The sequence below is a fragment of the Catellatospora sp. NPDC049133 genome, assembly GCF_040648455.1.
GTDB classification, from domain to species: Bacteria; Actinomycetota; Actinomycetes; order Mycobacteriales; family Micromonosporaceae; genus Catellatospora; species Catellatospora aurea.
This window is the reverse complement of the sequence record NZ_JBEZDT010000031.1, coordinates 20,940-34,198: the sequence shown is the minus strand read 5'-3', so window position 1 is coordinate 34,198 and position 13,259 is coordinate 20,940. Positions and strand designations below refer to the sequence as shown.

14 protein-coding genes are annotated in these 13,259 nt (G+C 72.8%); 8 read left to right on the top strand and 6 right to left on the bottom strand.

The genetic code is table 11. The features are described from left to right. Positions 1-27: 27 nt before the first annotated feature. On the top strand, positions 28-801 hold the full coding sequence (locus AB0B35_RS30215) for an energy-coupling factor transporter transmembrane component T (RefSeq protein WP_361051836.1): 774 nt from the start codon (positions 28-30) through the stop codon (positions 799-801). A 127-nt stretch (positions 802-928) separates the two neighbouring features. On the opposite strand, the gene AB0B35_RS30210 is transcribed toward AB0B35_RS30215, so the two are convergent. Genes AB0B35_RS30210 through AB0B35_RS30195 form a run of 4 tightly spaced genes read right to left on the bottom strand, consistent with a single transcriptional unit; the run spans position 929 to position 4,654 of the window. Beyond that, a complete protein-coding gene (locus tag AB0B35_RS30210; protein WP_361051636.1) occupies positions 929-1,744 on the bottom strand; it encodes an isoprenyl transferase in 816 nt (271 codons plus the stop codon). A 54-nt stretch (positions 1,745-1,798) separates the two neighbouring features. After that, a complete protein-coding gene (gene recO, locus AB0B35_RS30205; protein WP_360533442.1) occupies positions 1,799-2,554 on the bottom strand; it encodes a DNA repair protein RecO in 756 nt (251 codons plus the stop codon). A 27-nt stretch (positions 2,555-2,581) separates the two neighbouring features. Beyond that, positions 2,582-3,469 (bottom strand): GTPase Era, encoded by an 888-nt coding sequence (gene era / locus AB0B35_RS30200; protein ID WP_361051633.1) that lies wholly within the window; start codon positions 3,467-3,469, stop codon positions 2,582-2,584. 15 nt (positions 3,470-3,484) lie between these two features. Next, positions 3,485-4,654 (bottom strand): XRE family transcriptional regulator, encoded by a 1,170-nt coding sequence (locus AB0B35_RS30195; protein ID WP_361051630.1) that lies wholly within the window; start codon positions 4,652-4,654, stop codon positions 3,485-3,487. A gap of 110 nt (positions 4,655-4,764) precedes the next feature. Between AB0B35_RS30195 and AB0B35_RS30190 the strand changes: the two genes are divergently transcribed. From AB0B35_RS30190 to AB0B35_RS30175, 4 genes are all read left to right on the top strand, one after another. Further along, positions 4,765-5,598, top strand: a complete 834-nt coding sequence (locus tag AB0B35_RS30190; protein WP_361051627.1) for a phosphoribosylaminoimidazolesuccinocarboxamide synthase — start codon at positions 4,765-4,767, stop codon at positions 5,596-5,598. 47 nt (positions 5,599-5,645) lie between these two features. Continuing rightward, positions 5,646-5,834, top strand: coding sequence for a hypothetical protein (locus AB0B35_RS30185; RefSeq protein WP_361051624.1), 189 nt, complete (start codon positions 5,646-5,648; stop codon positions 5,832-5,834). Beyond that, positions 5,831-6,217, top strand: coding sequence for a hypothetical protein (locus tag AB0B35_RS30180; RefSeq protein ID WP_361051621.1), 387 nt, complete (start codon positions 5,831-5,833; stop codon positions 6,215-6,217). The genes AB0B35_RS30185 and AB0B35_RS30180 overlap by 4 nt, the downstream gene beginning before the upstream one ends. Positions 6,218-6,286: 69 nt before the next feature. Then, positions 6,287-7,576, top strand: coding sequence for a delta-60 repeat domain-containing protein (locus tag AB0B35_RS30175; protein WP_361051618.1), 1,290 nt, complete (start codon positions 6,287-6,289; stop codon positions 7,574-7,576). An 87-nt stretch (positions 7,577-7,663) separates the two neighbouring features. Here the strand turns inward: AB0B35_RS30175 and AB0B35_RS30170 are convergent, their stop codons facing one another. Beyond that, positions 7,664-8,974 (bottom strand): hypothetical protein, encoded by a 1,311-nt coding sequence (locus tag AB0B35_RS30170; RefSeq protein WP_361051615.1) that lies wholly within the window; start codon positions 8,972-8,974, stop codon positions 7,664-7,666. Positions 8,975-9,067: 93 nt separating this feature from the next. Next, complete coding sequence (locus AB0B35_RS30165; RefSeq protein ID WP_361051612.1) at positions 9,068-10,093, bottom strand: LacI family DNA-binding transcriptional regulator; 1,026 nt, start codon at positions 10,091-10,093, stop codon at positions 9,068-9,070. A 132-nt stretch (positions 10,094-10,225) separates the two neighbouring features. Here AB0B35_RS30165 and AB0B35_RS30160 point away from each other — a divergent pair, with 132 nt between their 5' ends. Genes AB0B35_RS30160 through AB0B35_RS30150 form a run of 3 tightly spaced genes read left to right on the top strand, consistent with a single transcriptional unit; the run spans position 10,226 to position 13,259 of the window. Further along, complete coding sequence (locus AB0B35_RS30160) at positions 10,226-11,371, top strand: Gfo/Idh/MocA family oxidoreductase (protein ID WP_361051610.1); 1,146 nt, start codon at positions 10,226-10,228, stop codon at positions 11,369-11,371. Next, positions 11,368-12,453 (top strand): dihydrodipicolinate synthase family protein, encoded by a 1,086-nt coding sequence (locus AB0B35_RS30155; RefSeq protein WP_361051607.1) that lies wholly within the window; start codon positions 11,368-11,370, stop codon positions 12,451-12,453. Before AB0B35_RS30160 ends, AB0B35_RS30155 begins: the two co-directional genes overlap by 4 nt. Then, a complete protein-coding gene (locus tag AB0B35_RS30150; protein ID WP_361051604.1) occupies positions 12,450-13,259 on the top strand; it encodes a sugar phosphate isomerase/epimerase in 810 nt (269 codons plus the stop codon). Before AB0B35_RS30155 ends, AB0B35_RS30150 begins: the two co-directional genes overlap by 4 nt.

Below are 13,259 nucleotides of genomic sequence, written 5' to 3'. Positions count from 1 at the left end.
CAGCCCGGATCGAAGCCTGCCGTGACCCTGCCCACCGCCACCGCGCTGCGACGCAGCGACGCGCTGCTGGCGCGCCGTACACCGGTCGCGAAGATCGTCTCGTTGGCGCTGTTCACCACCGCCGCGCTGTTCACCCGGGACGTTGCCGCGCTCGGGTTCGCGCTGGCGGTGACGTTCCTGGCCGCGCCGCTGTTCGGGATCACGCCGTGGGGGCTGCTGCGGCGCGGCTGGCCCGCGCTGCTCGGCGCGGCGACCGTGGTGCTGTCGCTGGCGCTGTTCGCCGCGGACCGGTCGGGGACCGTGCTGGTCGACTTCGGGCCGGTGGTGATCACGACGACGGTGCTCGGCAACGCGCTGTCGCTGGCGCTGCGGCTGCTGGCCATCGCGCTGCCCAGCATCCTGGTGTTCAGCACCACCGACCCGACCGACCTGGCCGACTCGCTGATCCAGCACGCCCGGGTCTCGCCGCGCTTCGCGATCGGCGCGCTGGCCGCGTTCCGGCTGGTCGGGCTGCTCGGCGAGGAATGGCAGATGATCGCGATGGCGCGCCGGGCCCGCGGCATCGACGCCGGGCACAACCCGCTGCGCTGGCTGAGACTGTTCGCCGGCACCGCGTTCGGCCTGCTGGTCGGCGCGATCCGGCGCGGCACCCGGCTGGCCGTCGCGATGGACGCCCGCGGCTTCGACTCCGGCCTGCCCCGCACCGTGGCCCGCCCGATGCCCTGGCGTTTCGCGGACTGGCTCCTCGTCGCGTCAGGCGCACTCCTCGCCACGGCGATCCAACTCATCGCCCACCACTGACCGCCGCCCGCCCCGCGGCGGTCAAGGTCATCGGACTTGCCTGGCACCTGTGCGTATCAAGGACGCGAATACCCACAGGTGCCGGGCAAGTCGGACGGTCAAGGAGCGATGCGCGCCGGGCGCGCGGTCACGCAGCGGGAGCCGGCGGGGCGACCGGGTTGGGCAGGGCGCCGCCGAAGCGGCGGTCGCGCTGGGCGTAGAGCTCGCAGGCGTACCAGAGGTGGCGGCGGTCGAAGTCGGGCCACAGCGTGTCGAGGTAGACGTGCTCGGCGTACGCGGACTGCCAGATCAGGTAGTTGCTGGTGCGCTGCTCGCCCGACGGGCGCAGGAACAGGTCCACGTCCGGCACCTCGGGGTGGTAGAGGTACTTCGCGAACGTCTTCTCATTGATCTTGTCGGCCTTGAGCCGGCCCTCGGCCACGTCCCGGGCGATCGCGGCCGCCGCGTCGGCGATCTCCGCCTGGCCGCCGTAGTTCACGCAGAACTGCAGGGTGAGCTTGGTGTTGTGGCGGCTCATCTGCTCGGCCGTCTCCAGCTCGTCGATGACGCTCTTCCACAGCCGCCCGCGCCGGCCCGACCACACGATGCGTACGCCGAGGTCGTTGAGCATGTCGCGGCGGCGGCGGATGACGTCGCGGTTGAAGCCCATCAGGAAGCGCACCTCCTCGGGCGAGCGCTTCCAGTTCTCGGTCGAGAACGCGTACGCCGACAGGTACGGCACGCCGATCTCCAGCGCCCCCTCGATGGTGTCGAACAGGGAGAACTCGCCGCGCTTGTGGCCCTCGGTGCGGGGCAGCCCGCGCTCCTTGGCCCAGCGGCCGTTGCCGTCCATGACGATGGCGATGTGCTTGGGCAGCGCCTCACCGGGCAGCTTGGGCGGGGTCGCGCCGGACGGGTGCGGCGTCGGCGCCTTCGGCTCCCGAGCCTGCCGAATTCTGATCAAGGCGCTCCCCTGTCTGTTCACGGTCGCCACCGGCGATCCGGCCAGGTCCGGGGCTCAGCCCGGCTCCCGGCGATCAACCAACGGCAGAGAGCGTAGCTGTCGCTCCAGGTGCCACTGCAAATGCGCCGCCACGAAACCCGCACACTCGCGCTGCACCGGCGGCTCGGATTTCTCCGCCGCGGGCCAGTCGCCCTCCAGCAGGGCCGACATCAGATCCAGGGTGGCCGGGTCGGGATGAGCGGCTCCGGGCGGGCGGCAGTTCAGGCAGGTGACCCCACCGGCGGGTACGGAGAACGCCCGGTGCGGCCCCGCCTCCCCGCACACCGCGCAGTCCCGCAGCGCCGGGGCCCAGCCCGCCTGCGCCATGGCCCGCAGCAGGTAGGCGTCGAGCACCAGCGGACCGGGCCGCAGGCCCTCCGCGAGCGCCCGCAGCGCGCCCAAAGTGAGCTGGTAGAGCCGCAACGCGGGTTCCCGCTCGACCGGGGTCAGCCGCTCGGCCAACTCCACGATCGCGCTGGCCGCCGTATAGCGGGGGTAGTCGGTCAGGAAGCGGCGGCCGAACAGGTCGCGGCCCTCGACCTGGGTGACGGTGTCCAGCGAGCTGCCCTCGCTGCACTGCACGTCCACGTGCCCGAACGGTTCCAGCCGTGCCCCGAAGCGCGACGTGGTGCGGCGTACCCCCTTGGCGACCGCGCGCACCCGCCCGTGCTGGCGGGTCAGCAGCGTCACGATCCGGTCGGCCTCGCCGAGTTTCTGCACCCGCAGCACGATCGCGTCATCGCGATACAGCGGTCGACGCATCCCCGGCATGCCGACGACCCTACCGGTCCCCGGCGACTAGAAACCCAGCCGCCGGAGCTGGCGGGGGTCGCGCTGCCAGTCCTTGGCGACGCGGACGTGGAGGTCGAGGTAGATCTTGGTGCCGAGGAGTTCCTGGATGTCGGCGCGGGCCTTGGTGCCGACCTCCTTGAGGCGGGAGCCGCGGGCACCGATCATGATGGCCTTCTGGCTCTGCCGCTCGACGTAGACGTCGGCGTACACCTTGGTCAGGCCGTCCTCGGGGATGATCTCCTCGACCAGCACGGCGATCGAGTGCGGCAGCTCGTCGCGCACACCCTCCAGGGCCGCTTCGCGGATCATCTCGGCGATCAGCACGTGCTCGGGCTCGTCGGTGAGCATGCTGTCCGGGTAGAGCTGCGGCGACCGGGGCAGGTGCCCGACCATCACGTCGACCAGCGTGTCGAGCTGGGAGTTGGCGACCGCGCTGACCGGCACCACGTCGGCGAACTCGCCGAGCGCGTTGACCGCGAGCAGCTGCTCGGCCAGGGTCTTCTTGTCCACCAGGTCGGTCTTGGTGACCACCGCGACCACCGTCGCCTTGAGCCCGGCGATCTCCCCGGCGATGAAGGTGTCGCCCTTGCCGACCGGCTCGTTGGCGGGGATGCACAGGCCGATCACGTCGACCTCGCTCCAGGTCGCGCGGACCAGGTCGTTGAGGCGCTCGCCCAGCAGGGTGCGCGGGCGGTGCAGCCCGGGAGTGTCCACGAGCACCAGCTGCGCTTCGGGGCGGTGCAGCACGGCGCGGATGACGTGCCGCGTGGTCTGCGGTTTGTTCGACGTGATCGCGATCTTCTGCCCGACGATCGCGTTCGTCAGAGTCGACTTGCCCGCGTTCGGCCGCCCTACAAAGCAGGCGAACCCGGCACGGTATGAGTTATCCGCCACCTGCCCAACCTACCGTCAGGGCAGGAAGGCGGGCTCATCGGCGTACCCCCGGCGAGCGGCGGGCTGCTCGGCCACGAGCGCGGCGAACAGGTCGTCGACCGGGGTCTGCAGCAGGTCGGCCAGCGGGACCAGGGTCGTCGCACCGTCCGCGTACGCCCCGAACAGCTCGGCCACCAGCCGGGCGGGCTGCCGCGGGACCTGCGCCGCACTCAGCCGGGCCAGCAGCGCCTGCCTGCCGGTGGGGCCGCGCTGGCAGCGGGCCGCCGTCCACAGGCCCAGTTCGGCCTGGCGGGCCGCGTCGAGCAGCCCGAGCCCGCGCAGCCGGGCCGCCATCGCCCCGGCCGAGACGCCGAACAGCCCGACCAGCTCCGCGAACACGGCATCGGTGACCGCAGCCGGGGGCAGCGGCTCGGCGCGGTCGGGGGGCGGCAGGCCCACCGCCGCGCGTAGTTCGTCGGCGGGCATCAGGAAGGCGGCGGCGAAGGCGTCGGCGCGCTGCTCCAGGGCGGCACGCTGGCGGCCCGGCGCGAGGTGCTGGTCGAGCAGCGGCTGCGTGGCATCCCCGGCCAGCACGTGGCCTAGGGCGTGCGCGAGCGCGAAGCGCTGCCGGGTGAACTGGCTGGAGGCGTTGACCAGCACGAGTCGGCCGTGAGCGGACTGCCAGGCCAGCGCATCGGCGCCGCCGGGCAGCGCGGTGACCACGACGTCCACGGCGAGGACCTGCTCGACGGCGGCCGCCAACTCGGCGGTGGGCAGCGTGCCCAGGCTCGGTGTCGCGGCGTCGCGTACCGCGGCGACGGCCAGGTCGGCGAGCACACGGCCCGCCGGTCCCGGTGCTCCGGTGGGGGGCGTGGGCAGAGCCGGCAACGGCGGTCGGCTGCCGAGCAGTCGCAGCCGCTCGTACGCCGTGGCGTAGCGGTCGACCAGCGCGCGGATCTCGTCTCCGGCGCTGGGCTCGGCTCCGGGCAGGGCGGGTTCGCGGGTGCGGCCGGTGAGCAGCCAGTCCACGCTGACATCGCCCGCGTCGGCGATGAGGGCCAGCTCCAGCGAGGTGAAGCGACGCACCGCGTTGAGCGACTTGGACAGCTTGTCGGCGCTGATGCCGACCAGCTCGCTGAAGGCGGCCTGGCTCGGCGACACCCGGGTGATCACCGAACGGACCCGGTCGATCACGCCTTCATCCATGGCCATCACCGTAATGAGGGGTCGCGATAATCGCAACGGCCGTCAGGACGGTTGACACACACCCGCCCGCGGTCACGGGCGCGCATCCCGGCTCCGGTACGGTGATCCCCGTGGAGCTGCTGCACTCGGGCAAGGTCAGGGACGTCTACCGCGACGGCGAGGACATCATTCTGGTGGCGTCGGACCGGCTCTCGGTCTACGACGTGATCATGCCGACGCCGGTGCCGGACAAGGGCCGAGTGCTGACCCAGCTCTCGCTGTGGTGGTTCGAGCAGCTCAAGGACATCGTGCCGAACCACGTCATCTCCGGTGACGACGTGCCCGCCGAGTTCGCCGGGCGCGCGCTGCGCTGCCGCTCGCTGGACATCGTGCCGGTGGAGTGTGTGGCGCGCGGTTACCTGACCGGGGGCGGGCTCAAGGAGTACCAGGCGAGCGGGTCTGTGTCCGGGGTCGTGCTGCCCGCCGGGCTGACCGAGGCGTCGCGGCTGGACGAGCCGGTGTTCACCCCGTCCACCAAGGCCCCGGCCGGCGAGAAGGACATGCCGATCTCGTACGCCGATGTGGTCGACAAGGTCGGCGCGGACACCGCGGAGCGGCTGCGTGACATCACGCTGGCCGTGTACGCCCGGGGACGCGACATCGCCGCCGAGCGGGGCATCATCCTGGCCGACACGAAGATCGAGCTGGGCTGGGCCGCCGACGGCACGCTGGTGCTGGGCGACGAGGTGCTGACGCCGGACTCCTCGCGGTTCTGGCCCGCCGACGGCTACACGCCCGGCCGGGTGCAGCCGAGCTTCGACAAGCAGTTCGTCCGCGACTGGGCGGTCGGCACCGGCTGGGACAAGACGCCGCCCGCGCCCGAGGTGCCCGAGGACATCATCGCGGCCACCCGGGCGCGCTACATCGAGGCGTACGAGCGGCTCACCGGCCTGGCCTGGTCCTGACCCGACGGTCGTTGCCCGGCCCGCGCGGGCCGAGCTAGCCTGGCCGCATGGCCCGCGAGACCTACCTGGAGACCCGGCGGCGGCTCGGCCTGCCGGAGATCCCGCAGGAGCTGCTCGACGAGTTCCGCGCCCAGCTGGAGCTGGAGGAGCAGCGCCGCAGCGATCCGGAGTGGATCGCCGAGCAGGAGGCCAACTACGAGGCCGTGCTGGCGCGGCTACAGCGGAAGGCCCGGTGAGGCCGGCCGGCCGCGTCCTGGACACGGGCGCGATCCGGCGTTACGCGGCCGCGGACAGCCTGACCGTCAGCGCGGCGCTGGCGGGCCTGGAGGCCGGCGGGTTCACCGCACTGGTGCCCGCGCTGTGCCTGAGTGAGGCGTACTGGATGGCCGACCGTGCCGACGAGCCGATGCTGGACGTGCTGCGCACGCTGCCGCAGGTCGAGGTCGTCCCGCTCAGCGCCGGGGACGCGCAGGCCGTCGGTGGGCTGGCCAACCACCTGGGCACCCTCGGGATGTCGCATGCGTGCCTGCTGGCGGCGGTGCTGCGGGTGCCGCTGATGACCACGGAACCGGCACTGGCCGGCAAGATCCTCGGTGCGGACCTGCTGCGCGAGGTGTGAACCCGAGCGGGTTTTCAGCTTTTGTCGCATTTCTTCACATTAGCGCCATATCACACCGATCATAGATACATGCGTTCTCTGTTCGGCGTGTCGCTTGTCATGTCATCCGTCCTGCTCGGCGTACCGGCACCCGCTACGGCCGGTGCCGATGCGGGCGTGGGGCCGCCGATGCCGCGGGTCGTGTCCGCGGACCCGGTGGACTGGACCCCGCACGTCACCGACGGGCAGGTCTGGGCCATGGCCCTGATCGGCGACACGGTCGTGGTGGGCGGCGACTTCACCAGCACCGCCGACGCCCGCCGCCAGGCCACGATGAACCGCCGCCACCTGATGGCGTTCCGGCTGTCCGACGGCCAGATCACCGACTTCAGCCCGGAACTCGACGGGCCGGTCTACGCGCTGGCCGAAGGCCCCGACGGCAGCCTGCTCGTGGGCGGCGACTTCACCACGGTCAACGGCCGGCACCGCCGCTCGCTGGCCCGCCTCGACCTGGCCACCGGCCGGCTGCACCGCAGCTTCTACGCGCCGGTCGACGGTGACGTGCGCACCCTGGCCGTACTGGGCGGCGAGCTGTATGTCGGCGGCTACTACCGTTCCGTCAGCGGGGTGCCCCGCGCCGGGCTGGCCCGGGTCGACGCGCTGTCCGGCCGCCTCGACGAGGGCTTCGACGCGGGCCTGGCCGAGGGGGTGGAGAACTATCCCCGCGCGGAGGCGATGAGCCTGTCCCCGGACGGCACCCGGCTCGTCGTGATCGGAAACTTCGCCCGGGTGCAGGGCCTGGACCGCCAGCAGCTGGTCAGCCTGGACATCACCGGCCCGCAGGCCGTGGTCAGCGACTGGTCCACCGCCTTCTACGGCGTCGACCGCTGCGACGCCCGCTTCGACAGCTACGTGCGCGGCATCGACCACTCACCCGACGGCTCCTACTTCGTGGTGGTCACCACCGGCCACGACTCCGGACCCGACCTGCCCTGCACCACGGCCGCGCGGTTCGAGACCGCCGGCGGCGGCGAGCACGTCCCGACCTGGATCAACCACACCGGCGGCCACTCCCTGTACGCGGTGGCGGCCACCGGTCCGGCCGTCTACGTCGGCGGGCACCAGCTCTGGCAGGACAACACGTACGGGCAGAAGACGAAGGGCCCCGGCGCGGTGGACCGGCCCGGCATCGCCGCGCTCGACCCGGTGACCGGCCGCGCCTTGGCCTGGAATCCCACCCGCAGCCGCGGCCAGGGCGTACGCGCCTTCGTGACCTGCCCGCAGGGCCTGCTGGTCGGCTCCGACACCGACGAGCTGGCCCGCGAGTACCACGCCCGCGTCGGCCTGTTCCCGTACCCGACGCTGTCCCCGCCCGCCTGATCGTCCCGACGGGACGGGGCCCCGTGTCCGCCGCGTGGGTCGGCGGACACGGGGCCCCGAGTTCGCGCACCTCAGTGCCGCACCACCTCAGCGGAACGCGTTGGCGATGTCATCCCAGAGGCCGATCAGGGCGCTCACGAAGGACGGACCGGGCTCGGCGGGACGCGGCCGGTGCCCCGGGCCGACCGGCGGCTCCGGCTCAGGCGAGGGCTCGACCGGCGGAGCGGAGGGGTCCACGATCGGGTCTGCCGGCGGTGCCGACGGGTCGACGATCGGGTCCACGGGGCCCGCGGACGGATCCACAATGGGGTCCACGGGCGGCGCGGACGGGTCCACCGGGCCCGCAGACGGGCCCACGATCGGGTCGGAAGGCGGCGCTGACGGGTCGACGATCGGGTCCACCGGACCCGCTGACGGATCCACAATGGGCTCGACCGGCGGCGCGGACGGATCCGTGATCGGATCGACAGGCGGGGTGAACGGGTCCACCGGCGGTGCCGACGGGTCCACGATCGGCGGCTCCACCGGGTCCGTCGACGGCTCCGCGGTCGGTGTCAAGGCCTTCACCCGCAGTCCGGTGCCCTTGGCGGGCTTGGCCTCCGCCGAGGGCGGGCCCGACGGCCCCGGTGCCACCGACGGTGACGCGGAAGGCCCGTCGGACGGTGGCCCCGAGGGGTCCGGGGACGCGGAAGCCGAACCCGACGGGTCCGGGTCGGCCGACGCCGAGGGACCGGGGCCGGCGGCACCGGGGTCCACCGAAGCGGACGGGTCCGGTGAAGCGGACGGGTCCGGTGAAGCGGACGGGTCCGGTGAAGCGGACGGGTCCGGTGAAGCGGACGCGGACGGGTCCGGGGTGGGCGAATCGGACGGGTCCGGGGCGACCGGCGGCAGGACCGTGCCCTCGGCCGGGCAGGTGCGGGCCAGCACGAACAGCGGCGCGGTGCCGGTGATCTCGGCCTTCGCGCCGGTGAGGGTCCAGCCCTCCGGCACCGCGATCCACGCCTTGCTGGTCTGCGCCCGCAGTACGATGCCGCCGCCCTCGGTGGGCACCACCGCGGTGGCCTCGGTGCCCTCGGGGGTGCTGAACGTGGCGGTGACGCTGACGAAGTCACCGGTCTTCGCGTGGTCGCCGGGCAGCTTGAACACCCAGACGTCCTGACCGGACAGCGGCCCGCCGCCGAATGCCGGGTCGCAGACGTGGTTCTCGAACGCCGCGGCGGTGAAGCCGAGGCTGGCCGGCAGGATGTCGACAGGCGCGTTCGCCCACGCCTTCGCGGGCTGGCCGCCGAGGTCGGTTCCCGCGAACACCAGCGCCATCCCGAAGGTGAGCGCCGCCATCCCGCAGGCGGCGAGTGGCCGGTGTCCGGGCCGGATGAGTCGGAAGTTGAGACGTCGCATGCATACCTCCACTGAGCTCGACGCAGCCCAGGGACTACCCATGCCGATTTGCCTCAAACCGGACTAATCAGGTTTTTTGGGAAAAATAGGAGATCAGTGCAGCGTGCTGGCCCGCCCGGTGCTGTCGCGTACCACCAGCTCAGCGGGGGCGGGCACAAGCCGTCCGCCCGGCTCGTCGTCGAGCAGCAACCGCATGGCCCGCGCGCCGATGTCGGCCAGCTGCAACCGCACCGTGGTCAGCGCCGGGGTGAGGTCGGTCGCGACCGGCAGGTCGTCGAAGCCCGCCACGGAGATCTGCTCCGGCACGGGGCAGCCCAGCTCGCGCAGGGCGGCCAGGGCACCGGCCGCCATCAGGTCATTCAGCGCGAAGATCGCGGTCAGCTCGGGGTGACGGCTCAGCAGCTCACGGGTCGCAGCACGACCGCCTTCGCGGGTGAAGTCGGCGTGGACCAACCGCGGCCCGGTCACCACGGAGGTGAAGCCGGCCAGCCGCTGGGCGACCGTGGCCAGGCCGGCCGGGCCGGTGATCACCCCGATCTCGCGGTGCCCCAGCGCGACCAGGTGCTCGGCGATGAGGCGGCCGCCGCCGTACTGGTCCGGTTCGACGGTGTCGATGCCGGTGCCGTGCGCGCCGATCGCGGCCACCCGGCCGCCCGACTCCGCGAACGCCGCCACCTCCTCGGCGAACGGCTCGCCGACGAACGCCGAGCCCGCCAGCAGCACCGCGCGGGCCCGCTGCGCGCGCAGCCGGGCCAGGTAGTCGCGCTCCAGTCCGGGGTCGCGGAACGTGTTCGCCACCAGCACCATCAGGTCGTGCTCACGGGCCACGTCCATCGCGCCGGCCGCGATCGCGGCGAAGTACGGGTCGGCGATGTCGTGCACCAGCACCCCGACGACCGTGCTGCGCGAGCGGGCCAGCGACTGCGCCGGGGCGTGCGCGACGTAGCGCAGCTCGGCGGCCGCGGTGGTGACCCGCTCGGCGAGCGCCTCGGCGACTCTGCGCCCGCCGCTGCCGTGCAGCACGCGGGACGCGGTGGCCAGCGAGACACCGGCCGCCGTGGCGACCTGCTGCAGCGTGACGGCGCCGCCGGGCGCTCTGGTTGACGAGGTTCGAGGCATGGGCGTAGGGTACCGCCTCGCAGGCGGAAAGCGCTTTCCACCCCCGCCCTCGCCGCAACTCCTCCGAGACGCGGCCCCCGATCCCGACAGGTCGTGCGCGCGTCACGACCTGCCAGACCGAGAGGTACGAGCATGGACCGCAGAACTGTCGGCATCGTCATGAACGGTGTCACCGGCCGGATGGGCTACCGCCAGCACCTGGTGCGGTCCATCCTGGCCATCCGCGAGCAGGGCGGCCTCACCCTCGCCGACGGCACGGTGGTGTGGCCGGAGCCGGTGCTCGTCGGCCGCAACGCCGCGAAGCTGGAGCAGCTCGCCGAGCTGCACGGGCTCACCCGCTACACGACCGACCTGGCCGCGGCTCTGGCCGACGACAGCAACGAGATCTACTTCGACGCGCAGGTGACCACCGCCCGCGTCGCCGCGCTGCGCCAGGCCATCGCCGCCGGCAAGCACGTCTACACCGAGAAGCCGACCGCCGAGTCGCTGGCCGACGCCGTCGCGCTGGCCGACGAGGCGCGGGCCGCGGGCATCAAGCACGGCGTCGTCGCCGACAAGCTCTACCTGCCGGGCCTGCTCAAGCTGCGCCGCCTGGTCGAGTCGGGCTTCTTCGGCCGCATCCTGTCGGTGCGGGTCGAGTTCGGCTACTGGGTGTTCGAGGGCGACTGGCAGGCCGCGCAGCGTCCGAGCTGGAACTACCGGTCCGAGGACGGCGGCGGCATCATCCTCGACATGTTCCCGCACTGGCGGTACGTGCTCGACCACGTGATCGCCCCGGTGCGCTCGGTCTACGCCCAGATGGCCACGCACATCCCGCAGCGCTGGGACGAGCAGGGCAACGCCTACCCGGCCACCGCCGACGACGCCGCGTACGCCGTGCTGGAACTGGAGGGCGGCATCGTCGCCTCGGTCAACAGCTCTTGGACCACCCGCGTGGACCGCACCGAGCTGGTCACCTTCCACGTCGACGGCACGGAGGGCAGCGCCGTCGCGGGCCTGCGCAACTGCCGGATCCAGCACCGGGCCACCACCCCGAAGCCGGTGTGGAACCCGGACCTGCCGGTCAGCCACGACTTCCGCGACCAGTGGTCCGAGCTGCCGGAGAACGACGTGTACGACAACGGGTTCAAGCGCCAGTGGGAGGAGTTCCTGGCGTACGTGGTCGCCGACGCGCCGTACGGCCACGACCTGTACGCCGGCGCCCGCGGCGTGCAGCTGGCCGAGCTCGGTCTCCAGTCGGCCCGCGAGGGCCGCAAGATCGTGGTCGGTGACCTGTGAGCGCGCGGACCGAGGAGGTCGCGCGGAGCCGGGTCTTCTATGCCGCCGCGCACGTGGTGGCCGACCCGGCCGCCGACAACGGGGCGGGCCGCCCGGCGGTCGTCGACTGGGACGCCACCATGCGATTCCGGCACCACCTGTGGTCGCTGGGACTGGGCATCGCCGACGCGATGGACACCGCGCAGCGCGGCATGGGCCTGGACTGGGCCGCGACCACGGAACTGATCCGCCGCAGCGGCGCGGAGGCCAGGTCCGTCGGCGGGCGGCTGGCGTGCGGCGCGGGCACCGACCAGCTCGCGCCCGGCGCGCACAGCCTGGCCGCCATCGAGGCGGCGTACGCCGAGCAGCTCGACGTCGTGCAGGAGTCCGGTGCGAAGGTCATCCTGATGGCGTCGCGGGCGCTGGCCGCGGCCGCCACCGGTCCGGCCGACTACCACGCCGTCTACGGCAAGCTGCTGGCGCAGGCCGAGCAGCCGGTGATCCTGCACTGGCTGGGCGACATGTTCGACCCTGCGCTGGCCGGCTACTGGGGCGCGGCCGACCTGGACGCGGCGACCGAGAGCGCGCTGGAGCTGATCCACGCCAACGCGGGCAAGATCGACGGCATCAAGGTGTCGCTGCTCGACGAGGCCCGCGAGGTGGCGATCCGGCGGCGGCTGCCCGAGGGCGTACGCCTCTACACCGGCGACGACTTCAACTACCCGCAGCTGATCGCGGGCGACGAGGTCGGCTACTCGGACGCGCTGCTGGGCATCTTCGACGCCATCGCGGTCCCCGCCGCGAAGGCGCTGGAACTGCTCGACGCGGGCGACACCGCCGGATTCCGCGCGGTCCTCGACCCGACCGTGCCGCTGGCCAAGCACATCTTCGGCGCGCCGACCTACCACTACAAGACCGGGATCGTGTTCCTGGCCTGGCTCAACGGCCACCAGGACCGCTTCGTCATGGTCGGCGGCCAGGAGCACTCCCGCTCCCGGGACCACCTGCTGGAGCTGCACCGCCTGGCCGGTGAGGCGGGTGTGCTCGACGACCCCGACCTGGCCGCCGACCGGCTCGCGCGCTACCTGGACGGCGCCACATGAGGCTGTCGCTGAACACCGCCACGATCAAGAAGGCGACGCTGGCGCAGGCCGCCCGGCTGTGCTCCGAGAACGGCATCACCGGCATCGGGCCGTGGCGGGACGTGGTCGAGGCGGCGGGCGGGGCGAAGGCCGCCCGGCGGCTGCTCGACCAGCACGGGCTGACCGTCACCAGCCTGTGCCGGGGCGGCTTCGTCACCACCGGCTCGGCTGCATCGCTCGACGACAACCGGCGCGCCATCGAGGAGGCCGCCGATCTCGGCACCGCCGAGCTGGTGCTGGTCGTCGGCGGGCTGGCCGAGGGCTCCAAGGACCTGCCCGCGGCCCGCGCCAACGTGGCCCGCGCCCTGGAGCAGCTCGTGCCGTATGCGAGCGGCCTCGGCGTACGCCTGGCGATCGAGCCCTTGCACCCGATGTTCTGCGCCGACCGGGCGGTGGTCTCCACCCTCGGCCAGGCTCTGGACCTGGCCGAGCCGTTCGCCCCGCACGAGGTCGGCGTCGTCGTCGACACCTACCACGTGTGGTGGGACCCGCAGCTGTTCGCGCAGATCAGCCGCGCCGAGGGCCGCATCTCGGCGTACCAGGTCTGCGACTGGGTCGTCCCGCTGCCCGCGGACATGCTGCTCGGCCGGGGCCACGTCGGCGACGGCCACATCGACTTCGCCCCGATGACCGACGCGGTCCGCCGCGCGGGCTACACCGGCCACGTCGAGGTCGAGATCTTCAACCAGACGATCTGGGACACCGACCCCGCCGACACCGTGAAAACGGTCGTCGACCGCCACCTCACCCACCTCGGCCCCGTCTGA

Coding starts and splice junctions, on each gene's coding strand:
- recO (WP_360533442.1), bottom strand. CDS start 2,554: ATGCCGGGGATGCGTCGACCGCTGTATCGCGATGACGCGATCGTGCTG.
- AB0B35_RS30195 (WP_361051630.1), bottom strand. CDS start 4,654: ATGGATGAAGGCGTGATCGACCGGGTCCGTTCGGTGATCACCCGGGTG.
- AB0B35_RS30185 (WP_361051624.1), top strand. CDS start 5,646: ATGGCCCGCGAGACCTACCTGGAGACCCGGCGGCGGCTCGGCCTGCCG.
- AB0B35_RS30175 (WP_361051618.1), top strand. CDS start 6,287: ATGCGTTCTCTGTTCGGCGTGTCGCTTGTCATGTCATCCGTCCTGCTC.
- AB0B35_RS30170 (WP_361051615.1), bottom strand. CDS start 8,974: ATGCGACGTCTCAACTTCCGACTCATCCGGCCCGGACACCGGCCACTC.
- AB0B35_RS30165 (WP_361051612.1), bottom strand. CDS start 10,093: ATGCCTCGAACCTCGTCAACCAGAGCGCCCGGCGGCGCCGTCACGCTG.
- AB0B35_RS30160 (WP_361051610.1), top strand. CDS start 10,226: ATGGACCGCAGAACTGTCGGCATCGTCATGAACGGTGTCACCGGCCGG.
- AB0B35_RS30150 (WP_361051604.1), top strand. CDS start 12,450: ATGAGGCTGTCGCTGAACACCGCCACGATCAAGAAGGCGACGCTGGCG.